Raw genomic sequence first — 19564 nt, 5'->3', positions numbered from 1 at the left:
GAAAATGGCCGAATTTCACATGCCGGTAGCCGGTTCACATCGCTCTCATGTGCTCACGAGCACACAGTGAACACCATCCTCCAAATCAAGACTACTTTTATTATTCTACATACTTCCCATTTGATTTTTGACGCATTCTAACGCCTTTCCTCAAGAATAAATTAACCCCAGAAACCCTAAGGAAAGGAGATTCATCATTAGTTAAAACATGATTTTTTATAAGATCCTCGACATTTTTATAGGCATCCATAATAATTTTTAAATCCTTCTCATGTCGCGCGGCCACCGGTGACGACTCAACTAAATCGCGCTTATGCTGAGCCATGTCACTTAAAAGCTCTCTAATATCCGAGACAAGCTCTTCCCGGCTTGTTGCCAATGAATGATAAGAGGGCGGATTGTTTTCATCACCTTCTATGCCAAAAAGGTAACACCCAATATGATCCCCACCAATTTCACCGATATCTAGGCTTTTTGTTCCCTTCACTCCATTCTTCGAAGGGACCGTAGCTGCCAGAAAACCGGCTATAACAACCACTACGACCACCTGGCCAATCAATATGCTCATAGCAGGTTCAATAGCATGCCAACCGTCGCGGCTTTCCCCCAGCTCCCATACAAACCGATACGCGAAATCAGTCATAGAGTTTCCTCCTAACCTGACGTGCGTAGGCATATAGATAACCATTCCCACAACGATCAGAGCCGCTGACCGCAGAATTCCCTCACGGCTCACACTCAGTCCCCTACGAACAGTTTCCTGATCGTTCTGCTTTCCACGACGAGGGAGAAAGCGCACCACTACCATGCCAACCCGCTCAAATAGCACAGGCAGTGCTTTCCAGAGGAGCACCCAAACGGCGATCGCACCGATTATCCCCATTACCTTTGTAGCATCCATACACTACCTCGCTCTCCTCAGGACCATCCATCAGCTTAAGAAGCTCCCCATTACCAAACACCAGGCTAGGGTGGGCGCTTCCAAGACCCTAAACCTATCCCATATGTTTCAGCAGCCAAGCAAGATTATGGCGCTATTCATGTGTGCCCCCTCACGACCTCCATCCGGGCCTCCCGGCCGGCGAAATGAAGATGGTGCTTACCTGGCTTCTGTGCTGTCAGCAGAAGGTAACTCTTGTACCTCACTTGATCATCTGGAATCCGACACATAGCCGTTAACGGCCAGAAGCTGTCTTTGAGAGCTTATATATAACGCCGAAATCAGCCAGCGCCGATAGGCGTCGGCTGTATTTTATTGTTTTTCCTGCTATTCGCTAAAACCTTACCCGCATCTTCAACAAGATATGAAAACTCCGATGTATTAATATTTTCAACTCTCATTGCTTCGTCATCATGAACTGGATCATAAATAAACCCTATACCCGCCTGCCCCAAGTAGAATCCAACTATCGCTTGCCCTCTAGCAGAGGTAGAGCAGACGTTGTACTCATAATGGTACATCCCTGTCTTATTTAGGGCTTCTCTTTTAGTAGGATCATCTTTCCCTAGAATAATAGTATCCCAAGAAAATGCGCTTGCATGAGTGATGTAGCAGTGCCCGTAAGGGGAGCATAGGCAATCGATGATAGCTCCGCCCACCCCTTCACATCGATTAGTCCTCATAAACCGATGAAAGGTATTTTTAAATATCATTTCCTTAGGGGCTATATAATCAGGCAAGTCTTCATATTTCGAATCAGGCATTGGAATATTTGATAGTTCCGCTGCCGCCTGGCCGTTTCCTATCCAGTAGGCACTACCACCTTCAAAGATTTTCCCATTAGAAACTTTAACCAACCTGGTCTCGTTCTCATGAGAACAAAGTATAAAGTCGAGTTCACCGCCATAGGCACCTGAAACATTAATCAGGTGATCTATTGCTATTGCAGTAGTTAGATTATCGTCTCTATAAAGCTCTCTTACGGCATCCATTGCCTGGGTAGAAAGACCTGCATACGATATCGTGAGCCATTCATTAATGACTATAGATTTCAATCTGCCAGGGATTATGTTGTGCCGTGTATTTCCATGATCAGTGATCATCGTATCTGACAAAACGCAGATCCGATCAGAAAATTTCATTGCAGCGACTATGGTCATTTACTCCCCCTGTGCATAACGATAAAGCTTAGCCGCGCTTAACGGCGACCAACTGGAGCGGCAGCGAAAGACGGGAGCGGTCAAGCGTCGGCTGGAGCCCTTTGTTAAATTGCTAATCGTCAGCAGCGAGTAGATTTTTGCAAAAATCACGTCCATGAGTTTTACACCAAATGCTACCGAGTGTATAAGCCGTATCGAAATCGAAGCGATCATCATCCGTGACGTCTTTCTGCTCCCACAGGTTGACGACTTCATCATTTGGGCAACCACATGATTTCAACGCATACCGACTGCTAAGCTTCCGATGGAATCGATCTGAGGCAAGTAGCTCGTCGTCGCCAGATTCTGAAGCGAGCTTCGCTGCCATATTTACGGGCTTTCCAGCCCAAACTTCGTTTTGACGATCTGAACGCCCCCTATAGCGCTTAAAACCAATTTTTCTTACGAGAACCGTTCGCGAATCGATTCCAACATGGCATCCAATATCAATCCCAGTTTTATCTTTAACTAACGGAATAAACTCTTCTTTTGCAAAAGTGCGAAACGTGACCGCTGCTGCAAGTGCTCTATATGCCTGCCCTGAGTCAAACAAAGCGAGCGCTCCATCTCCGCGAACATCAATATAGGGCGATTCAAAGTCGCTGAACAATTTGACTGCTGTCCCAGTAAATAGTTGATAAGCACGCGCGGTACTGTTTTCATGACTAGATGCGCTTAGTTGCGTGGATCCTCTCATATCCACAAACACACAATTCACATCCGGAATCTTTAACCAGTTCTGCGGATTCTCGATTGGAATCTGATTTGTGTCAGGGATCGAGTTCCGCAAAGTTATCGATGCACTTTTCTTATACAATGCCCTTGCATCATCAATTATTGCCTTGACGCTTTGAAGAACTTGGTCATCAGAAACCATCTATGCTTACTCTCTTTTTTCGTGAAAAATAAAACACCGGGACAGCGATTACTGGCGTCAAAATCCCGAATAACAGAACTTTAATTGCGAATTCAAACATTCCGTATTTTGCAAATGCAATTCGCGAATTTATAATTATTTGCTCAGCGTACATTCCGTCAATTTCTTTCACATCGGATTCTTTTGATTCCGTTGCCTTTATATACGCTTCTAGCACTTGCTTCTTCGAAAGTGTTGCCAGATATCCGAAGTACAGCAAATTACCGTTAGCCAATCTACTAGGCGCAGGCACGATCCACCTATAGTTGAGAATGGGTAAAAATGAAAGCAAGGCGGTGACAAAACCACCAAGTAGGAAAACAGATAAAATTGCAAAGTAGGCACTAGCATAGCATCCTGTTTCGTTCGACAGGATGAGCCTTACTGATGCCCACAGGGCAAACCCCGAAGCTGCGACCACGACTGCATTTTTCGCTTCTGCGAACTTAAGCCAATCGTTTACTGATTCCAACGTGTCTCTGAGTTCATCCATAGCAATTTAAAATGTATTAGATGGCCAGCACATTTACCGACTTGAACGCGCCGGCCCATTTAACAGTATTATGCGGCAAGTCGCCCGCCCCTAACTCACTGAAACCTCTAAAACCAAGTATGATTTGGCCATATAACACCAATCATTGTGCCGGCTGTATAACACGGATAAACGTGCCCGCCGCCATTGCCGGCATGGCCGCTTTGGGTCGATAGCAGGCTCCCCGGCGGCCCTTCATCGCATACCCTCCTTGGTTGAAATCTTGATATCGATGGCCGCTCTCTCGGCAGGCAGCAATATAGATCGGGCTAGCCCGGATATTGCACCAGACATGCAAAAAGCGGCTGAAAATCGGTTATAATTCAAGCTCCTATACAAGAACCAACCGACTCAGCCGCCATGACAAAATGTACCACGCCGACCGCCGCCTTTCCACGCTGCAAAGGCCGTCAGATCCTCGCCAGCTTCGATGGCGGTGATGTCACCTCCGACGGCGGCATCCTGCTGCTGCGGCAGATGGATCGTGAGGTGGGCCTGACTCGCGCCGTCGCCCGCCGGATCAGCGATGATCGTGACCCGCAGCGCTGCCTGCATCGCACCGAAACTCTGGTCCGGCAACGCGTGTTCGGCCTGGCGATGGGCTATGAAGATCTCAACGACCACCATGCCCTGCGTCATGACATCGCCCTACAGACCGCCGTCAATACGGATGGCGTGCTGGCCAGCCAGTCGACCCTGTGTCGCTTCGAACAGCAGGCCGGCCGGGATTGGGCGGTCGCCATCCACGAGGAGATGATCGAGCAGTTCATCCGTTCGTTCCGGCAGCCGCCCAAGAAGCCGCTCTACCTCGACTTCGATGCCACCGATGACCGGGTGCACGGCCAGCAGCTCGGGCGGCACTTCAACGGCTACTACGACCATTACATCTTCCTGCCGCTGTTCGTGTTCTGTGGTGATCAGCTGCTGGTCAGCTACCTGCGCCCGGCCTCGCTGGATGCCGCTCACCACGCCGGTGCCATCCTCGCTCTGCTGGTCCGGCGGCTGCGCCAGGCATGGCCCGATGTGAAGATCGTCTTCCGTGGCGACAGCGGCTTCTGCCGCCCGCTGATCCTCAATTGGTGCGACCGCCACGGCGTCGATTACATCATCGGCATCGCCGGCAACCAGCGCCTGGCCAAGCTGGCTCTAGACATCGACTACGCGTCGGCCATCCGCTTCGAGAAGACCTGGGAGAAGCAGCGTGTCTTCGGCTTCATCAAGTACGCCGCCGGCAGTTGGAACAAACGCCGACGACAGGTGATCGTCAAGTCCGAGACCACGCGGCGCGGGGTCAACACCCGCTATGTGGTCACCAACCTGCGGGGTTGCAGCGCCGAATGGCTCTACGATAATCGCTACTGCGCCCGCGGCGAGATGGAGAACCGCATCAAGGAGCAGCAGTTCCTGTTCTCCGACCGCACCAGTTGTCACGAGTGGTGGCCCAACCAGTACCGGCTGCTGCTCTCGGGGCTGGCCTACCTGCTGCTGGAACGGATGCGTCGGGTTTACCTCAAACGCACCGCCTTCGCCCAAGCCCAGGTCAACACCATCCGCCTGAAGCTGCTGAAGATCGGCGCCGTCATCACCCGCAACACGCGCACTATCCGGTTGATGCTGAGCAGCCAGTATCCCGAGCAAGACCTTTTCCTGACGCTGGCCAGCAAGTTGGTGCCGGGATAGCGTCGCAGCGTGCTGTCCCCGGCACAGAAAAGACATGGGGGTTGGGGGAAGTGCGCCCTGAAGCCAGGAAATTGATCAAGAAATAGCCAATCTCAACCCCGATCGCCATCACCCCCACCGAGCCTGGAATCTGGGAGCGTCTGGCCGGCCCGGTGCAATATCCGGGCTAGCTTTCTGGATGAAACCAGTCGCACTGCTTGTGGTCGCTTATCAGCCGTTCCATATTCAAAGGTATCAGTCAGCCCGCTAGAGAGCGGTCTCGTCACCGTCCTCGGTCATCGACCTAACCGGATTGGGTGCATGAAATGTTTTTAGCGCCCAGCGCATTCCTTCATGATCGAGAAAGTGACGCCATCGGCATATCCCGATAACGAGGCGAAAAAGCCCTCTTTTTTTAGATATGCCTGACTGAATGTCGAAAAACAGGTATTTCGCAGGGCTTCAATCGGCTGCGCCCTCACTCGAGCGCCGTCTACTGCCTCCATCACGCCTGAGGACTACAGGAAAACTCAGGAATCATCCTTCGGGCTGGCCAGCATGTTCATGATCAGCCGGATCATGGTGTCCTTGTTGGCCGGATCAGACTCGGCGACCAGCAGCGTTAGAGCCGCCAGCCCCACGTCGTTCACTACCGCCTCGCCGTGATCGTTGAGCAGGCGATCGTTACGATAGAGGAAGTCGACGAAGAGGTAGGCCGCGCTGCGCTTGTTGCCGTCGGCGAAGGGATGGTTCTTGATCACGAAGTAGAGCAGATGCGCCGCCTTGGCTTCCACCGAGGGGTAGGCCGGCTCTCCGAAGATAGTCTGGTCCAGGTTGCCCAGAAGCGCTCCCAGGCCGTCGCCGCGTTCCCGGGCGAATAAATCAGAGGCCTCTCCTCGCGTGATCAGCTCGGCCTTGAGCGTGGCAAGGGCCGCACGAGCTTCATCCAGACTGGGTAGCCGACCGCCCGGACGGGCACTGGGCTCGGTCAGCAGGCCCTCGTCATAGCGCTGCAGCAGCAGGAAAGTCTGGGCGTAGCGAGTGACGATATCGATGAGGCCGCGACCGCTGGTGGTATCCAACGCCGGGCTCTGGGCCGTCTGGCGTATCAAGGCTATGGCAGCTTCGAGCTCGCGGGCATTGTCCTCGAAACGCTGACGATTCAGCGTCCAGCCTTGGGTGAGATGCTCGCGTAGCACTCGGGTGGCCCACTGGCGGAACTGCACCGCGCGTCGTGAGTTGACGCGATAGCCCACCGAGATAATGGCATCGAGGTTGTAGATCTCGATTTGCCGGCGTACCTGCCGAGAACCTTCAGATTGAACTGTTGCATTTTTTGCAACGGTTGCCTTCCGCTCTAATTCTCCCTCTTTGTAAATGTTGCGCAGATGTCGAGAGATCACGGACTTGTCGCGATCGAACACTTCCGATAGCTGCTGTAGGTTTAGCCAGACCGTATCCCGCTCGGTGTCCAGCCGCACTTCCACCGCCTGACCTGCATCCTGATAGATGACGATAGGCGCCTGGCCCTCGGTGCTCATGCCGTTATCTCCTCCAGCGCCATCTCGGCGCCTAAGAATCATGGGCTTATAATCTACGTCAGAGCAATCGAAGGCGCCAATCGCCTGGTCAGGCGGCACACCCCATGTGCATCACGACATGGCCGGCGCCATGATAGGCTCGAGCCATGCCGCATCTGGATAGGGAGTGTCCCACGCCCAGGAGATGCACGAACACATGCCGGTGCAGATTCAGGTCGAGCCAATGGGGAACAGGACCAGCCAAGCGAGATTGATCGGCGGCTGAGATAGAGATAAAAGGAGACAAGGTAAAGTGGAAGCATCCGACACGACGACGCGCAGCATCCTGATCACCGGCTGCTCGAGCGGGATCGGCTACGCTGCGGCTCATGCCTTGGCCGCCCGGGGTTGGCGGGTGTTCGCCACCGCCCGCGCAGAGGCGGACGTGTCCCGGCTCAAGGAGGAAGGCTTGGAGGCTTTGGCACTGGACCTGGATAGCAGCGACTCGATCGAGGCCGCGGTAGCGACGGTGCGGGAGCGCACCGGCGGGCGGCTAACGGCGCTGTTCAACAACGGCGCCTACGGCCAGCCCGGCGCGGTGGAGGATCTTTCGCGTGAGGTGCTGCGGGCTCAGCTGGAAACCAACCTGCTGGGCACCCACGACCTCACCGCCCGGGTACTGCCGATGATGCGAGCCCAGGGCCATGGGCGCATCGTGCAGAACAGCTCGGTGCTGGGTATCGCCGCCCTGCCCTATCGCGGCGCCTATGTGTGCTCCAAGTTCGCCCTCGAAGGGCTCACCGACACCCTGCGCCTGGAGCTTGCCGGCAGCGGCATCCACGTCAGCCTGATCGAGCCCGGCCCGATCACCAGCCGCTTCCGTGAGAATTCCTACCGCGCCTTCAAGGCGAATATCGACACCACCCACAGCGCCCACGCCGATACCTATCGCCATGTGGAAGCTCGACTGGTCAATCAAGAGAAAGAAGCCCCTTTCACCCTCGGCGCCGACGCGGTAGTGACCAAACTGATCCACGCCCTGGAAAGCCCCCGGCCACGAGCCCGCTACGCGGTGACATTTCCTACCCATTTGTTCGCGACGCTAAGGCGCATTCTGAGCACCCGCGCCCTGGATCGGGTGCTGCTGCGTTCTACCAAGGATGAAAGGGAGTAACGATCTTGTCGGAAAATCATGAATCTCAGAAGGAAACTGCCAATTTGCTGCGCTTCTCGGCTTCATCACGTGCCACAGAGCCAAAAATCGCCAATCCCTTGACATCGAATTGACGGACTACGATAGGGAGGTGCTGCTGAAGCAGCAACATGATCTCCGACCTGTTCATCATTCTTCCCTCCGCGTTTCTCATCGGCTTAAGCATACTCGGCAACATAACATGGATAAATGTGCTGGTAGTGTGTCCGCTACGGCGTCCACGAAGAAAGGTGATGCCTCGTTAAAGGTGATGCTTCTTTAAAATAGCGCCGAGCCTTATTTTAATTTTTAGCCGAAATTAAAATAATCAGCGATCCGCATATGTCGACACCATCGACATATTTCGCCGACGTGTCAAAAAACGGCATTTTATAACCATATAGAGTTGGCCCGATACTGACCTGGTTCAGCAAACCCCACCGCTCCTTATTCCATCCAGGCATGGTAACCTGCAGATAGTGTTCTTGACCGGAGGCGAGGTTATGCAGGACGCACGTGAACTTCTCGAAGCCTTGGTGGGTTTTCCCACGGTCTCTCGGGATTCCAACCTGGCGTTGATCGAATTCATCGAAGACTATCTCGGGGAGCATGGCGTGCCCTTCGAGCGTATCGAAAGCGACGATGGCAGCAAGGCCAATCTGCTGGCGCGTATCGGCCCGGAAGTGGCCGGCGGTGTTGTGCTTTCGGGGCATACGGACGTGGTGCCGGTGGATGGCCAGCCTTGGACGACGGATCCTTTTACGTTGATAGATAAAGGAGACGGTCGACTCTATGGTCGTGGCACCTGTGATATGAAGGGCTTTATCGCCTGCGCCCTCGCTCAGGTGCCAACCTGGATCGAAGAGGAGTTGCAAACGCCTATCTATCTGGCGTTTTCCTACGATGAGGAAGTGGGCTGTTTGGGCGCGCCCAGGCTGATCGAGCGCTTGATGACGAATCATCCACGTCCCGGCGCGGTGATCGTCGGCGAACCCACGCTGATGGAGCCGGTCGTGGCTCATAAAGGCAGCACCAATTTCCGTACTCGAGTGACGGGGCGGGCCGCGCATTCGAGTCAGATCGATCAGGGCGTGTCGGCGATTCACGTCGCCGCGCGGCTGGTGACCCGCATCGAGGACATCATGGCGGACCTGAAGCGCGAAGGGCGTATCGACAACGCCTTCAACGTCGCCCATTCCAGCCTGCACGTGGGCAAGATCCAAGGCGGCACGGCGATCAATATTACCGCCCGGGAATGCGAGTTCGACTGGGAGATTCGCCATCTGCCTCAGGACAGCGCGGAGGAATTGCGCCAGCGGGTGGATGACTACGCCAGGGAACTGGAGACCGAGATGCAGAAGCGCGCGCCGGAAACCGGTATTAATACCGAGGCGCTTTCCAGGACCGTGCCGGCACTGGCGGATCGGGATAACGCCGAGGCCCTATGTCTTTGTAGAGGGCTTCTGTGTCGTGAACTACTGCGTCATGCACCGATGGACGCAAAAAAACCCGGCGCGGTGGCTTACGCCACGGAAGCCGGGCAGTTTCAGGGGGCCGGTCTACCTTCGATAATCTGCGGTCCCGGCAGCATCGCCCAGGCTCACCAGCCGGATGAGTATCTCGAGATCACTCAGTTGGAAGCGGGTGTCGACTTCATGCGCTCGTTGGGACGCCGCCTGGGCGCTTAAACTTGCGTCGCCTTCGACAAACCGCTATTGGCGGCGTCGTTATCGACTGACATCGATGATTGCTGTTCCGACTCGCTTTCCTCCTCGAGCCGCTTGTCCAGTATGACCTGGGGGTTCGGCGCACCACGGGCCACCTTGCGCCGCTGACGATGCAGATCGCGCAGGCCGCTGCCGATCATCGCACTGAGAATCAGCGCGCCGCCGACGAACGCCAGGGGTCGCGGCACTTCACCGACGATCAGCCAGACCATCAGCGTGCCCACCAGGGTCTCCAGCATCATCATCAAACTGACCTCCGCACCGGGCAAGTAGCGCGGGCCGGTCTGAATCAGGTAGTAAGCCAGGGGCAAGAAGAGTCCCATCAGGGCCAGCTTCGTCAGCTCTTCCGCCGGTGGCAGCTCGATCCCGCCTAGCAATATCGCCGGAAGCACGATGATCGCGCACCCGATGGGAAGCAGTACGGTGGTATCCACCCCGCGCCGGGAACCGCTGCGCCCGGGCTGCACGCTGGCCACGGTAGTATTGACGGCGATGGCGATCGGGATCCCCAGGGCGATGATCAGGCCCAGCGGGCTGCCCTTGCCCACTTCTCCCGCCACCATCAGGCTCGCGCCGAGCACACAGATCGCAATGACCACCCAGGTTTGGGTACGTAGCCGCTGGTGGAAGAAGAAAAGCCCGATCAGCCCCGCCGCTACCGGGGCGAGATTCATGATCACCAGGGCATTGCCCGCTGCGGTGAGACGAGCGGCGCCGACGAAGCACCAGGCGCTGGCGGCGAAGGCCAGCGGACACCACAGTCGGGCGGAGCCGCAGGCCGCGATGGCTTCGGGCAGGCGCTGTCCATAACGCAGCAGGGCGATCAGCGACAGTACCAGGCCGAGCAGCAGGCCCCGCCAGAACATGAAGGTCGCTAGATTCACATCGATGGACTTGACGAACAAGGCATCCGGCGACAATAGCAGCACGCCGGCGCCGGTAATCAAGTAGCCACGCAGTCGCCAGGACAAACGCTGCCACATTTTCTTATCCCCTCTATTTTCGATGGTGCTTTAAAAAGAAAAGGCCGGGGATTGACCCCGGCCTTGCTTACTATGCCTTTTCACATTTAATGATGGCGAATCAAAAGCTTATGCTCGGGACTGGCGGCGAATCGGGGCATCGCCGTCACGGCGCCGACGTGGCGCACGCTCCGGTGCGCCGCGATCCTCACTGATCTCCAGCGGGCGTCCGGCCACACGCGCCCGAGCCATCTTGGCCAGGATGCTGGTGGGCAGCCCGTTGGGCAGTTCGACCACGGAAAACTCGTTGCGGATATCGATGCGGCCGATACGCGCGCCTTCGATACCGCCTTCGTTGGCCAGGGCACCGACAAGCTGACCCGGCTTGATGCCATCCTTATGACCGACCGCCACGCGATAGCGGGTCATGCCCTCACGGGGAGCGCGATCGTTCTGACGACGCGGCTTGCCGTCACGGCCGGGGCGATCGCTACGCTCGCTGCGCTCACGAGGCGCCTGCAGGCGTCCGATGGGGGCTTCATCCGCGCGAGCCATGGCGGCGAAGGCACAGGCCAGTTCCACCGGGTCCTGACCTTCCGCAATCAGACTCTCGACCATGGCACGCTGGGCATCGGTGCCGGCGGTCAGGGCGCCAACCACGCGCTTGCGGAACAATTCATCTCGATGAGCGCGAATGGCGGCTTCGTCCGGCAACGGCATATCGCTCAGATGCTGGCCGGTGGCCTGCTCGATCCAACGCACCTTGCGGATTTCGCGGCTACCGACGAAGGTGATCGCGATACCGCTGCGCCCGGCGCGACCGGTACGGCCGATGCGGTGGGTATAGGCTTCGCTGTCCTGGGGAAGATCGTAGTTGATGACGTGTGTGATGCGCGATACGTCCAGGCCGCGAGCGGCCACGTCGGTTGCGATCAGCACGTCCACCTTGCCACGCTTGAGCCGGGTGATGGTGCGCTCCCGCAGGCTCTGATCCAGATCGCCGGAAAGCCCGGCCACGTTGACGCCACGCGCGGTCAACTGCTCTACCAGGGTGGTGCAGGCAGCCCGGGTGCGTACGAAGACGATGGCGCCGTCCACCGGTTCCACCTCGAGAATCCGTGAAAGCGCCTCCAGCTTGGCGCCGCCTTCCACTCGCACCAGGCGTTGGTCGATGCTATCCGCTGTGCCTTGCTTGGCTTCGATGGCGACCTTGACCGGCTCCACCAGATAACGATCGACGATGCGCTCGATTTCCTTGGGTAGAGTCGCGGAGAAGAACACGCGCTGGGCATCACTGGGAGTATCCGCAACGACGCGCTTGACGTCATCGATAAAGCCCATGCGCAGCATTTCGTCGGCTTCGTCCAGCACTAGGGCGCTGAGACCGTCAAGTTTGAGACTGCGACGATCCAGGTGATCGATGATGCGTCCCGGGGTTCCCACCACTACCTGCGCACCACGCTTCAGCGCGCCCAACTGCTCGCGATATTCCTGGCCGCCGCACAGGGTCGCGACTTCCAGACCCTTGAGGTTCTGACCGTACTTGGTAAAGGAAACCGCCACCTGCTGCGCCAGTTCCCGAGTCGGCGCCAGCACCAGCACCTGAGGTTCGCGGCGATCGAGTTCGAGCCGCGAGAGCAAGGGAGCGGCAAAGGCGGCGGTCTTGCCGGTACCGGTCTGGGCCTGGCCCAGCATATCCCGGCCTTCCAGCAGTGCCGGAATGGTTTGTGCCTGGATCGGCGAAGGGGTCTCATAGCCCAGAGTTTCGAGGGCGGAGTGCACGGCAGGCAGCAGTGCCATATCGCCGAAGCTCGGCGAGGCGACAGAAGTCGAGGTCATCAATCACACCTTGGTTGGCCGGAATGAACCGGCAACAAATGAATAGGCGTCTGGCCCAAAGCACAGTCATCATCGCCATTGCCAGCGTGGGCAAGAACGAGAATAAAGCGGGCGGGGACGCCGGTCGCACCTGGCATTCGGCTCATGATTTCGATAAGCCCCGTTGTGGCGCTTACCGACACCTTCGCATCAAGGGATGCAGGGCACGAGCCTCTGTGGCGACCGTTTGCGCCGGACAAACGCGCTCAGGCGTCTGGGGTTGGGCGCTCCATCTAGCTATCGGGATAACCGGTGATCACTTGTATCATCGACCGTCGGTCGGTGGTCATGACCGGCATCCGCAAAGCGTCGTCCTTTTCAATGAACGAACCAATACGATGGCGGGGTCAGCACATGCGAGGAGGGCGCATATTAACACCAATACTTTTGTATTAACAACCTTTTCTTGTTTGCTTCTCGCGGAGGTAAGGCAGGAAGGCTAATAAGGCAATCGCGAAACACTGTGACGCGCCAACACCAGCCGCCAGTGTTCAGAAGCAAACATGGCGAATAAAATTCGTTGCCAAGACACTACAAAAAATAACGCGGCGTGCTTTTGTACAGAAATTGCCGATAACTCGAGACAAATTCGCCTCAAATCGCCGAAACACTCGATTTATTTCGCGATTTTTGTACAAACGATGAAAAGCGCCCTTTTTTCATCGTTACTGAAGTAATGGACAGTCTAGGCAGTAAAAGGCGCATGGGTTAAAGTGCATTCGCCATATATTATTCATTTAAAGACGTCACGGGCTTTCAAACTCATGATGGGAATCCTTCATTCGCTGCCCCGCACCCATAAGTTGTTATTGTTACCCGTTGCCACCATGGTTACCGTGCTGGGCGCACAGCAGATCATTCATTCGCTAGAGACCCCTGCTCCCAACGTCTCGGCGAACAATACTAATTTCCAATCACATACGAATGTTCGCACTGCCGACGTATTGAGTCCCGAAGTACTGAACTCCCGGGCATTAAGCTTGAGTAACGAATCGCCGCTTATTCTGCAACGCTCTCCCCTTGCGCAAGGGGTAGAGTTCGCCTCTCGGGCGCTGGAAGTCACCAAGCGCCACATACCACTTGCACAGTTCACCGCCATGGAAATCGCCGATTTCGATTTCATCACCAGTGCTCATGCCAGTGAACGTAACCGGCGGGAAGCGACCTTCAAAGGCACACCGCTGGTGTCGATCGTAGCATCGGACACGTCCTTCGATGCCACCCAAGGCGTTCTCCCCACATCGGACTCCACGGATTCCCGGCAGCAATCGATTGCCGACTTCAGTCTCCAGGCGGCCTTGCAGCTGGCCTATCGCGACAGCGGCGTCACCCAAGAGAACTTCCACGATGACGATATGGCGGAAGACCCGCTAGATAATGCGTTGGTGCGAATCGACGGGGACAACCTGATCTTCCTGGGCGAAGAAATCGTCGCCAATAAAGCCTATGTGCCGCGTTGGGAAACTTACGAAGTACATGCAGGCGATACTTTCGCGGAGCTAGCAGAGCGGACCTTGGGGCTTGGTTACAGTGAAACGATGACGCTTCTCGAAACCCTGCCGGACAAGCGGGCACTGACTCACTGGCGGGTCGGCCAGCGCTTCGATTACAAAGTCGACGAGAAAGGCAAGTTCCTGGCACTGCGCATCATGCGTAATGCTCGGGACGGCTATCTGATCGAGCGTAGCGATTCCCGCGGTTTCGAAACCGCCAAGGTGAAAAAAACCGGCGAGGCCACTCAACGGCTGTTCGCCGGCACCGTCAGTGGCAGCTTCGCTCGCTCCGCGGAGGCAACCGGACTCTCTACCGCAGAGGTGGCGGAGCTTTCTCAGCTGCTGGCGAAGAAACTCAATTTCCGTCGTGATACACGACGTGGCGACCAGTTCGAGGTACTGGTGGAATCCGACATGATCGAAGGAGAAAGCCTGGACTCACGTATCCTGGCGGTGCGCTATCGTGGCAAGAAGGATCTGACTCTGGTACGTAACGAGGCTGACGATCACTTTTATACGCCGGACGGCGATAGTCTGGATCCGGCCTTCAATCGTTATCCCTTCCAGGGTCACTATCGGTTGAGTTCGTCATTCAATCTGCGCCGCAAGCATCCGGTCACCGGTCGAATTAGCCCTCATTACGGCTCCGATTTCGCTCTGCCCGTGGGCACGCCGGTCAAGGCGCCTGCCGCGGGCAAGGTGATCAAGTCGGTACGCCACCCGCTGGCGGGAAACTATCTGGTGATTCAGCACGATAACGGCTACAAGACCCGCTATCTCCATTTATCCAAGCGTCAGGTTCGCGTGGGTCAGCGGGTCGAGATGGGCCAGCAGATCGCGCTTTCCGGTAATACCGGTCGCAGTACTGGCCCTCACCTGCATTACGAGATGATCGTCAACGACAACCGGGTCGATCCACTGCGCGTCGAACTGCCCAAAAGCCGCAACCTTTCCGGCCAGGCGCTGGCGAACTTCAAGCAGGCATCCAAGCCGGTGCTGGCTCAGCTAGAAAGCGGCAGGACTGGTGCCGTGGTGGCCAGCCGCTCTCCACAGAAAGCTCGCGCCAATGACGGCGGCTGATGCAGAACCATTGAGCGCATTGGCTTGTTCTTCAGACACCTCGCCCAGGCGAGGTGTTTTTGATTGGGTTTCGGCCTAGCGCTCGGTAATCAGCGTGACGACGTCTTTCACGGTTTTGTGACGTTCGAGCGGATGACGAAGGGGCTTATCCAGAAACAGCTGGTATAGATTCCGCCGTCCTACCCGTTGCCGACGTACGATACCCGCCTCTTCAAGATCGCTCACGATACGCTGTACCGCACGCTCGGTAATACCGACCTGAGCCGCGACTTCCCGCAGAGTACGATTGGGCCCCTCTACCAAACAGATCAATACGTGAGTGTGGTTGCTGAAGAAGGTCCAGCCGCTGATGTGATATGGGTCCATATCGTTACCTGAAAGCCTGAAATAAGATAAATTTTACCAGAAAAAATTTTCTTATTTTTAAGGGTTATTAAACAATGTAAAACCAGGCAGTTAAATCCCCGCTGGTCTTTACACGCGATACTGCCTGATGGATGGGCGGCGAGAGTGATTGACTCGGCTGAAAACATGACATATTTTATACGATATAAATGTCATGAATAGGATGCCGCAATGCGCACTCTGCAGCTACTGTCACTTTCGGTCAAGGGGCTGCTCCTGGGTATTGTATGGTGGAGCCTGACCGATGGCAGCGTTGTTTCCTGGAGCATGGGGATACCCGTCATCCTGATAGCCCTTGGATGGATGTTCCAGCAGCAACGTCCCTCCCCGCTGCCAAGCCTGTGGCTGCTCGGATACCCGTTGACAGGTCTTGCCGGTTTTCTCCCCTATTTCCTGCGGGAATCCCTGCGCGGCGGCATCGATGTCGCGAGACTTGCGCTTTCTCCCGTCATGCGGATCGATCCACGTTTCAGCACCTACTCCCTTCATCTTCCCGAAGGGCCCGCGAGGCGAACGTTCATCAATACCGTCAGCCTGCTGCCGGGCACTTTGAGCGCGGATCTCAGCGACGGTCAGCTGATCGTTCATCGTCTGCGCCCGGGGCCGGCGAACGATACCGACCTGCAGGAGTGCGAGCGACGTGTCGCCCGTCTGTTCGGCATGACCGCTTGCATGACTCAAGCAAAGGACGGGCCAGTGCCATGATTCCATTCCTGACCGGCCTGGCGGTTCTCTTGCTGCTCACGCTGTTGATGGGCCTGATCCGGGTATTGCACGGTCCTAGCCGTGCGGATCGTATGCTGACGGCGCAGTTGTTTGGCACCACCGGTGTGGCGTTGATGTTGCTGCTCGCCCTCGTCATCGATCTCGAGGCGTTGATCGATGTGGCACTGGTCATGGGCATTCTCGCCTCGGGCGCCAGCGTCGCCTTCGTTCATCTGGCCGGAGACGAACCATGATCGATTTACCAGGGCTTGCGAGCCTGGTGCTGGCCAGTGTCGGCACGCTGTTCTTCATCGCCGGCGCTCTGGGGCTGGTGCGCTTTCCGGATGTCTACAGCCGGCTACATGCGCTGACCAAGGCGGACAATCTTGGTCTGGGGCTGATTACGCTGGCGGTCATGCTGCAGCTGCCGTCGCCGGCCCAGTGGTTGAAGCTCGGGCTCATCTGGGTGCTGGTCATGCTTTCCGGCGCGGTCAGCTGTCATCTCGTGGCCCGCCGCGCTCGACGTTGCGCCGCCCGACATAGCGAGGGCTTGGCAAGCAGAGGGGGCGATATTCATGATGCCGCTACTTGATTATCTGCTGGTGGCCGGAATGCTGGCCCTGGCAAGCCTGACGTTGATGGCGCGGGATTTCTTCATCGCCATCGTGCTGTTCATCAGTAATGGGCTGCTTATTGCGCTGGCCTGGGCGAGACTCGGCGCCCCGGATATCGCCATCGCCGAGGCAGCGATCGGGGCGGGATTGAGCGGCGCTCTGCTATTGGCCGCCTGGCGACGTCTGCAGATTGCTTTTCCCAAGTCGTCACCACCGTCCGCGTCCTCGGGAGCCGATCATGAACGCCCCTGAACGGCCTCCGGTTATGAATGAGCCGCTGCATGGCGTGCTGCGCGGACTGCTGGCCATCGCCATGCTCGCCCTCGGTCTGATACTGGCCTGGAGCTTCTGGGCGCAAGTTTCCGCCCCGACCTCGCTGACCGATACGGTGATGGCGGAGCTGCCTCGTAGCGGCGTCGCCAATCCGGTGACCGCGGTACTGCTCAATTTTCGTGCCTTCGACACCATGCTCGAACTAGCGGTGCTGCTGCTGGTGGCAGTGACGATGGGCGTGCTACGCGAGCATTCTCCGGCACCAGCCACCTATCAAACAGCCCCTCTACCGCTCAGCGACTCCCCACTACTGCACAGCCTGGTGCGGGATCTGACGCCGCTGATCATTCTGATCGGCGGCTATTTATTATGGATCGGCGCCAAGGAGCCGGGCGGTGCGTTCCAGGCCGGAGCGGTACTGGCCTCGGCGCCGGTACTCGCCCACCTGGCCGGGCGCCCCTGGCCGACGGATCAGAAAAGCTCCTGGTTTCGCGGGCTGCTGGTACTGGGTACCGGCGCTTTTCTGATCTCCGCCCTGGCCATGCAGGCGCTGACCGGCGGCTATTTCATCTACCCACCGGCCTGGGCCGGCATCTGGATTCTGGGGATCGAGACCGCGGCCACCCTATCCATCGCGGTGACCCTCTATGTCGCCTTCCGAGCGGTAATGCCCGTTTCGACGGTGCCCACATGAATACCGTACTGCTGTACGGCCTGTGTGGCGTCGTCCTGTTCGTGCTGGGGCTTTATTTCGCTCTGACGAGCGGCGCCGCCCTGCGCCGTATACTCGCCATCAACGTCATGGGTAACGGCGTCTTCATGCTGCTGATCGCTACCTCTTATGACGAGCATACTCCCGACCCGGTCCCCCATGCCCTGGTATTGACCGGCATCGTGGTGGCGATCAGCGCCACCGCCCTGGCCTTGAAACTGCTCTGCCGCGCTCACGAACTGGCTCGTCAACAAGGCGAGGAAACTCATGAGTGAGCTATTGGCGGGACCCGCTTTACTTCCCTTGTTGATCAGCCTGCCTTTGCTGGGTGCCTTGGGGAGCGTCCTGCTGCACCAACGCTGGCCCGTTTTGATCGCGGTGATTCTCAATCTGGTGTTGGCCGGCCTGCTGCTGTCCGCCACCCAGCAGGCCACGCTGCGCTATAGCTTGGGCGGCTGGGTGGCACCGCTGGGTATCGCTCTTCATGCGGATACCCTTGGCGCGATGATGGTCGGCATCACCGCCCTGGTGGGCGTCTTCGTCAGTTGGTATAGCCTGGACTATTTCGTTGCCGGCTCCACCGCCGAACGCGGGTTCTGGCCGCTCTGGGGCCTGCTGCTGACGGCGCTGAATACGCTGTTCCTCTCCGGCGACGCCTTCAATCTGTATGTCGGACTCGAAATACTGAGCCTCTCCGCGGTCGCGCTGGTCACACTCGCCTCGAGGCTTGAGGCGATTCAAGCGGCGCTGCGCTATCTTCTCGTCAGCCTGATGGGCTCGCTGTGTTATCTGCTCGGAGTGGCGCTGCTTTATCACGCCTACGCCACCCTGGATCTGGCCATGCTGGCGCAACTGAGCGGCGATGGCATGCTGGAACGGGCAGCACTGGCGCTGATGATCGCCGGGCTGCTGCTCAAGACGGCGCTGTTTCCGCTGCATTTCTGGCTGCCCCAGGCCCATGCGGGGGCGCCGGCCCCGGTCAGCGCCCTGCTTTCCGCTCTGGTACTCAAGGCCACCTTCTATCTGATTCTGCGTCTGTGGTTCGACACCCTGGCACAGGCCGCCACCCAGCTGGGGGCGCTTCTGCTCGGACTGCTGGGTTGCGCCGCCATTCTCTGGGGCTCGCTGCAGGCGCTTCGCGCGCCACGGCTCAAGCTGCTGGTGGCCTATTCCACGGTGGCGCAGATCGGCTATTTGTTCGCGCTGTTCCCCCTGTTGAGCGATCCGCGAGTGGCCAGCGCCGCCTTCGATTCCGCCCTGTATTTCATCCTCGCCCATGCCTGCGCCAAGGGCGCCATGTTCCTGGCCGCCGGCAACGTCATGACCGCCGCCGGTCATGATCGTATCGCGGATCTAGGCGGCATCGGCGCGATCTCGGCCACGACGCTGTTTGCCCTGGCCATCGCCGGCGTCAGCCTGATCGGCCTGCCTCCCACCGGCGGCTTCATTGCCAAGTGGCTGCTATTGCAAAGCGCCCTGCAGATCGGCGCCTGGTGGCTTGCCGGGGTGGTGCTGATCGGCAGCCTGCTGGCGGCAGCCTATATATTCCGTGTACTGGCGCTAGGTTTTACCATCTTCGAATCGCCGCCAGTCGCCGCCGTTGGTGCGACCAGCACTCGTACACCGAACGCAACAATCGCGTCAGGGCGCCAATGGAGCGCCCTGGCGCTTGCGCTGGCTGCATTGGCGTTGGGCTTTCTCGCCACGCCGGTGCTGGGCCTTTTCGATGCCGGCGAGCTGACGGGATAAAGGAGGAA

Annotated in this window: 19 protein-coding genes; 11 read left to right on the top strand and 8 right to left on the bottom strand. The window is 57.4% G+C overall.

Annotation, left to right across the window (positions count from 1 at the left end):
- Window positions 1-100 precede the first annotated feature (100 nt).
- The 4 genes from FGL86_RS09785 to FGL86_RS09770 form a co-directional block, all read right to left on the bottom strand.
- Window positions 101-901: a hypothetical protein gene (locus FGL86_RS09785; protein WP_147184390.1), complete on the bottom strand. Its 801-nt coding sequence runs from the start codon at window positions 899-901 to the stop codon at window positions 101-103.
- A 320-nt stretch (window positions 902-1221) separates the two neighbouring features.
- Window positions 1222-2100, bottom strand: a complete 879-nt coding sequence (locus FGL86_RS09780; protein ID WP_147184389.1) for a hypothetical protein — start codon at window positions 2098-2100, stop codon at window positions 1222-1224.
- A gap of 112 nt (window positions 2101-2212) precedes the next feature.
- A complete protein-coding gene (locus FGL86_RS09775) occupies window positions 2213-3016 on the bottom strand; it encodes an adenylate/guanylate cyclase domain-containing protein (protein ID WP_147184388.1) in 804 nt (267 codons plus the stop codon).
- Window positions 3006-3527, bottom strand: coding sequence for a Pycsar system effector family protein (locus FGL86_RS09770; protein WP_147184387.1), 522 nt, complete (start codon window positions 3525-3527; stop codon window positions 3006-3008). The genes FGL86_RS09775 and FGL86_RS09770 overlap by 11 nt, the downstream gene beginning before the upstream one ends.
- A 420-nt stretch (window positions 3528-3947) precedes the next feature.
- Here FGL86_RS09770 and FGL86_RS09765 point away from each other — a divergent pair, with 420 nt between their 5' ends.
- Window positions 3948-5267, top strand: coding sequence for an IS1380 family transposase (locus tag FGL86_RS09765; protein ID WP_147184386.1), 1320 nt, complete (start codon window positions 3948-3950; stop codon window positions 5265-5267).
- 509 nt (window positions 5268-5776) lie between these two features.
- Here FGL86_RS09765 and FGL86_RS09760 read toward each other — a convergent pair.
- Window positions 5777-6787, bottom strand: a complete 1011-nt coding sequence (locus FGL86_RS09760; protein ID WP_147184385.1) for a virulence RhuM family protein/type II toxin-antitoxin system death-on-curing family toxin — start codon at window positions 6785-6787, stop codon at window positions 5777-5779.
- A 292-nt stretch (window positions 6788-7079) separates the two neighbouring features.
- Between FGL86_RS09760 and FGL86_RS09755 the strand changes: the two genes are divergently transcribed.
- Window positions 7080-7940, top strand: coding sequence for an SDR family oxidoreductase (locus FGL86_RS09755; RefSeq protein WP_147184384.1), 861 nt, complete (start codon window positions 7080-7082; stop codon window positions 7938-7940).
- 521 nt (window positions 7941-8461) lie between these two features.
- Window positions 8462-9646: an acetylornithine deacetylase gene (argE, locus tag FGL86_RS09750; RefSeq protein ID WP_147184383.1), complete on the top strand. Its 1185-nt coding sequence runs from the start codon at window positions 8462-8464 to the stop codon at window positions 9644-9646.
- On the opposite strand, the gene FGL86_RS09745 is transcribed toward argE, so the two are convergent.
- Together FGL86_RS09745 and FGL86_RS09740 are read right to left on the bottom strand one after the other, a co-directional pair.
- On the bottom strand, window positions 9643-10668 hold the full coding sequence (locus FGL86_RS09745) for a DMT family transporter (RefSeq protein ID WP_147184382.1): 1026 nt from the start codon (window positions 10666-10668) through the stop codon (window positions 9643-9645). The two genes, argE and FGL86_RS09745, sit on opposite strands and share 4 nt — an antisense overlap.
- Before the next feature lie 108 nt (window positions 10669-10776).
- Window positions 10777-12486, bottom strand: coding sequence for a DEAD/DEAH box helicase (locus tag FGL86_RS09740; protein ID WP_147184381.1), 1710 nt, complete (start codon window positions 12484-12486; stop codon window positions 10777-10779).
- An 803-nt stretch (window positions 12487-13289) separates the two neighbouring features.
- Between FGL86_RS09740 and FGL86_RS09735 the strand changes: the two genes are divergently transcribed.
- On the top strand, window positions 13290-15098 hold the full coding sequence (locus FGL86_RS09735) for a peptidoglycan DD-metalloendopeptidase family protein (RefSeq protein ID WP_147184380.1): 1809 nt from the start codon (window positions 13290-13292) through the stop codon (window positions 15096-15098).
- 75 nt (window positions 15099-15173) lie between these two features.
- Here the strand turns inward: FGL86_RS09735 and FGL86_RS09730 are convergent, their stop codons facing one another.
- Window positions 15174-15464 carry a helix-turn-helix transcriptional regulator gene (locus tag FGL86_RS09730; protein ID WP_147184379.1) on the bottom strand — a complete coding sequence of 97 codons (291 nt, stop codon included), beginning with the start codon at window positions 15462-15464 and terminating at the stop codon, window positions 15174-15176.
- A gap of 210 nt (window positions 15465-15674) precedes the next feature.
- On the opposite strand from FGL86_RS09730, the gene FGL86_RS09725 reads away from it, so the two are divergent.
- From FGL86_RS09725 to FGL86_RS09695, 7 genes are read left to right on the top strand one after another with little or no spacing between them, the layout of a single operon-like run.
- Window positions 15675-16208, top strand: coding sequence for a Na+/H+ antiporter subunit E (locus FGL86_RS09725; RefSeq protein WP_147184378.1), 534 nt, complete (start codon window positions 15675-15677; stop codon window positions 16206-16208).
- The gene (locus FGL86_RS09720; protein ID WP_147184377.1) at window positions 16205-16462 is read left to right on the top strand and encodes an MrpF/PhaF family protein; all 258 of its coding nucleotides are present in this window, start codon (window positions 16205-16207) and stop codon (window positions 16460-16462) included. Before FGL86_RS09725 ends, FGL86_RS09720 begins: the two co-directional genes overlap by 4 nt.
- Window positions 16459-16800 (top strand): monovalent cation/H(+) antiporter subunit G, encoded by a 342-nt coding sequence (gene mnhG / locus FGL86_RS09715; RefSeq protein ID WP_147184376.1) that lies wholly within the window; start codon window positions 16459-16461, stop codon window positions 16798-16800. Before FGL86_RS09720 ends, mnhG begins: the two co-directional genes overlap by 4 nt.
- Window positions 16784-17074, top strand: a complete 291-nt coding sequence (locus FGL86_RS09710; RefSeq protein WP_147184375.1) for a Na(+)/H(+) antiporter subunit B — start codon at window positions 16784-16786, stop codon at window positions 17072-17074. Before mnhG ends, FGL86_RS09710 begins: the two co-directional genes overlap by 17 nt.
- Window positions 17061-17789 (top strand): Na(+)/H(+) antiporter subunit B, encoded by a 729-nt coding sequence (locus FGL86_RS09705; RefSeq protein ID WP_147184374.1) that lies wholly within the window; start codon window positions 17061-17063, stop codon window positions 17787-17789. The genes FGL86_RS09710 and FGL86_RS09705 overlap by 14 nt, the downstream gene beginning before the upstream one ends.
- Window positions 17786-18082, top strand: coding sequence for an NADH-quinone oxidoreductase subunit K (locus FGL86_RS09700; RefSeq protein WP_147184373.1), 297 nt, complete (start codon window positions 17786-17788; stop codon window positions 18080-18082). Before FGL86_RS09705 ends, FGL86_RS09700 begins: the two co-directional genes overlap by 4 nt.
- Entirely contained in the window at window positions 18075-19556 is a 1482-nt protein-coding gene (locus FGL86_RS09695; protein WP_147184372.1) for a complex I subunit 5 family protein, read from the top strand. Before FGL86_RS09700 ends, FGL86_RS09695 begins: the two co-directional genes overlap by 8 nt.
- Window positions 19557-19564: the final 8 nt, after the last annotated feature.

The sequence above is a fragment of the Pistricoccus aurantiacus genome, assembly GCF_007954585.1.
Lineage (GTDB): Bacteria > Pseudomonadota > Gammaproteobacteria > Pseudomonadales > Halomonadaceae > Pistricoccus > Pistricoccus aurantiacus.
Note: the sequence above shows the minus strand (reverse complement) of the source record. Positions and strands in the feature narration are given on the sequence as shown.

Bases quoted from the DNA above. Each gene is read 5' to 3' on its own strand.
- mnhG (WP_147184376.1), top strand. From the start codon at position 16,459: ATGATCGATTTACCAGGGCTTGCGAGCCTGGTGCTGGCCAGTGTCGGC.
- FGL86_RS09720 (WP_147184377.1), top strand. From the start codon at position 16,205: ATGATTCCATTCCTGACCGGCCTGGCGGTTCTCTTGCTGCTCACGCTG.
- FGL86_RS09740 (WP_147184381.1), bottom strand. From the start codon at position 12,486: ATGACCTCGACTTCTGTCGCCTCGCCGAGCTTCGGCGATATGGCACTG.
- FGL86_RS09780 (WP_147184389.1), bottom strand. From the start codon at position 2,100: ATGACCATAGTCGCTGCAATGAAATTTTCTGATCGGATCTGCGTTTTG.
- FGL86_RS09760 (WP_147184385.1), bottom strand. From the start codon at position 6,787: ATGAGCACCGAGGGCCAGGCGCCTATCGTCATCTATCAGGATGCAGGT.
- argE (WP_147184383.1), top strand. From the start codon at position 8,462: ATGCAGGACGCACGTGAACTTCTCGAAGCCTTGGTGGGTTTTCCCACG.
- FGL86_RS09735 (WP_147184380.1), top strand. From the start codon at position 13,290: ATGATGGGAATCCTTCATTCGCTGCCCCGCACCCATAAGTTGTTATTG.
- FGL86_RS09695 (WP_147184372.1), top strand. From the start codon at position 18,075: ATGAGTGAGCTATTGGCGGGACCCGCTTTACTTCCCTTGTTGATCAGC.
- FGL86_RS09745 (WP_147184382.1), bottom strand. From the start codon at position 10,668: ATGTGGCAGCGTTTGTCCTGGCGACTGCGTGGCTACTTGATTACCGGC.
- FGL86_RS09785 (WP_147184390.1), bottom strand. From the start codon at position 901: ATGGATGCTACAAAGGTAATGGGGATAATCGGTGCGATCGCCGTTTGG.
- FGL86_RS09730 (WP_147184379.1), bottom strand. From the start codon at position 15,464: ATGGACCCATATCACATCAGCGGCTGGACCTTCTTCAGCAACCACACT.
- FGL86_RS09725 (WP_147184378.1), top strand. From the start codon at position 15,675: ATGCGCACTCTGCAGCTACTGTCACTTTCGGTCAAGGGGCTGCTCCTG.
- FGL86_RS09775 (WP_147184388.1), bottom strand. From the start codon at position 3,016: ATGGTTTCTGATGACCAAGTTCTTCAAAGCGTCAAGGCAATAATTGAT.
- FGL86_RS09705 (WP_147184374.1), top strand. From the start codon at position 17,061: ATGAACGCCCCTGAACGGCCTCCGGTTATGAATGAGCCGCTGCATGGC.
- FGL86_RS09765 (WP_147184386.1), top strand. From the start codon at position 3,948: ATGACAAAATGTACCACGCCGACCGCCGCCTTTCCACGCTGCAAAGGC.
- FGL86_RS09700 (WP_147184373.1), top strand. From the start codon at position 17,786: ATGAATACCGTACTGCTGTACGGCCTGTGTGGCGTCGTCCTGTTCGTG.
- FGL86_RS09710 (WP_147184375.1), top strand. From the start codon at position 16,784: ATGATGCCGCTACTTGATTATCTGCTGGTGGCCGGAATGCTGGCCCTG.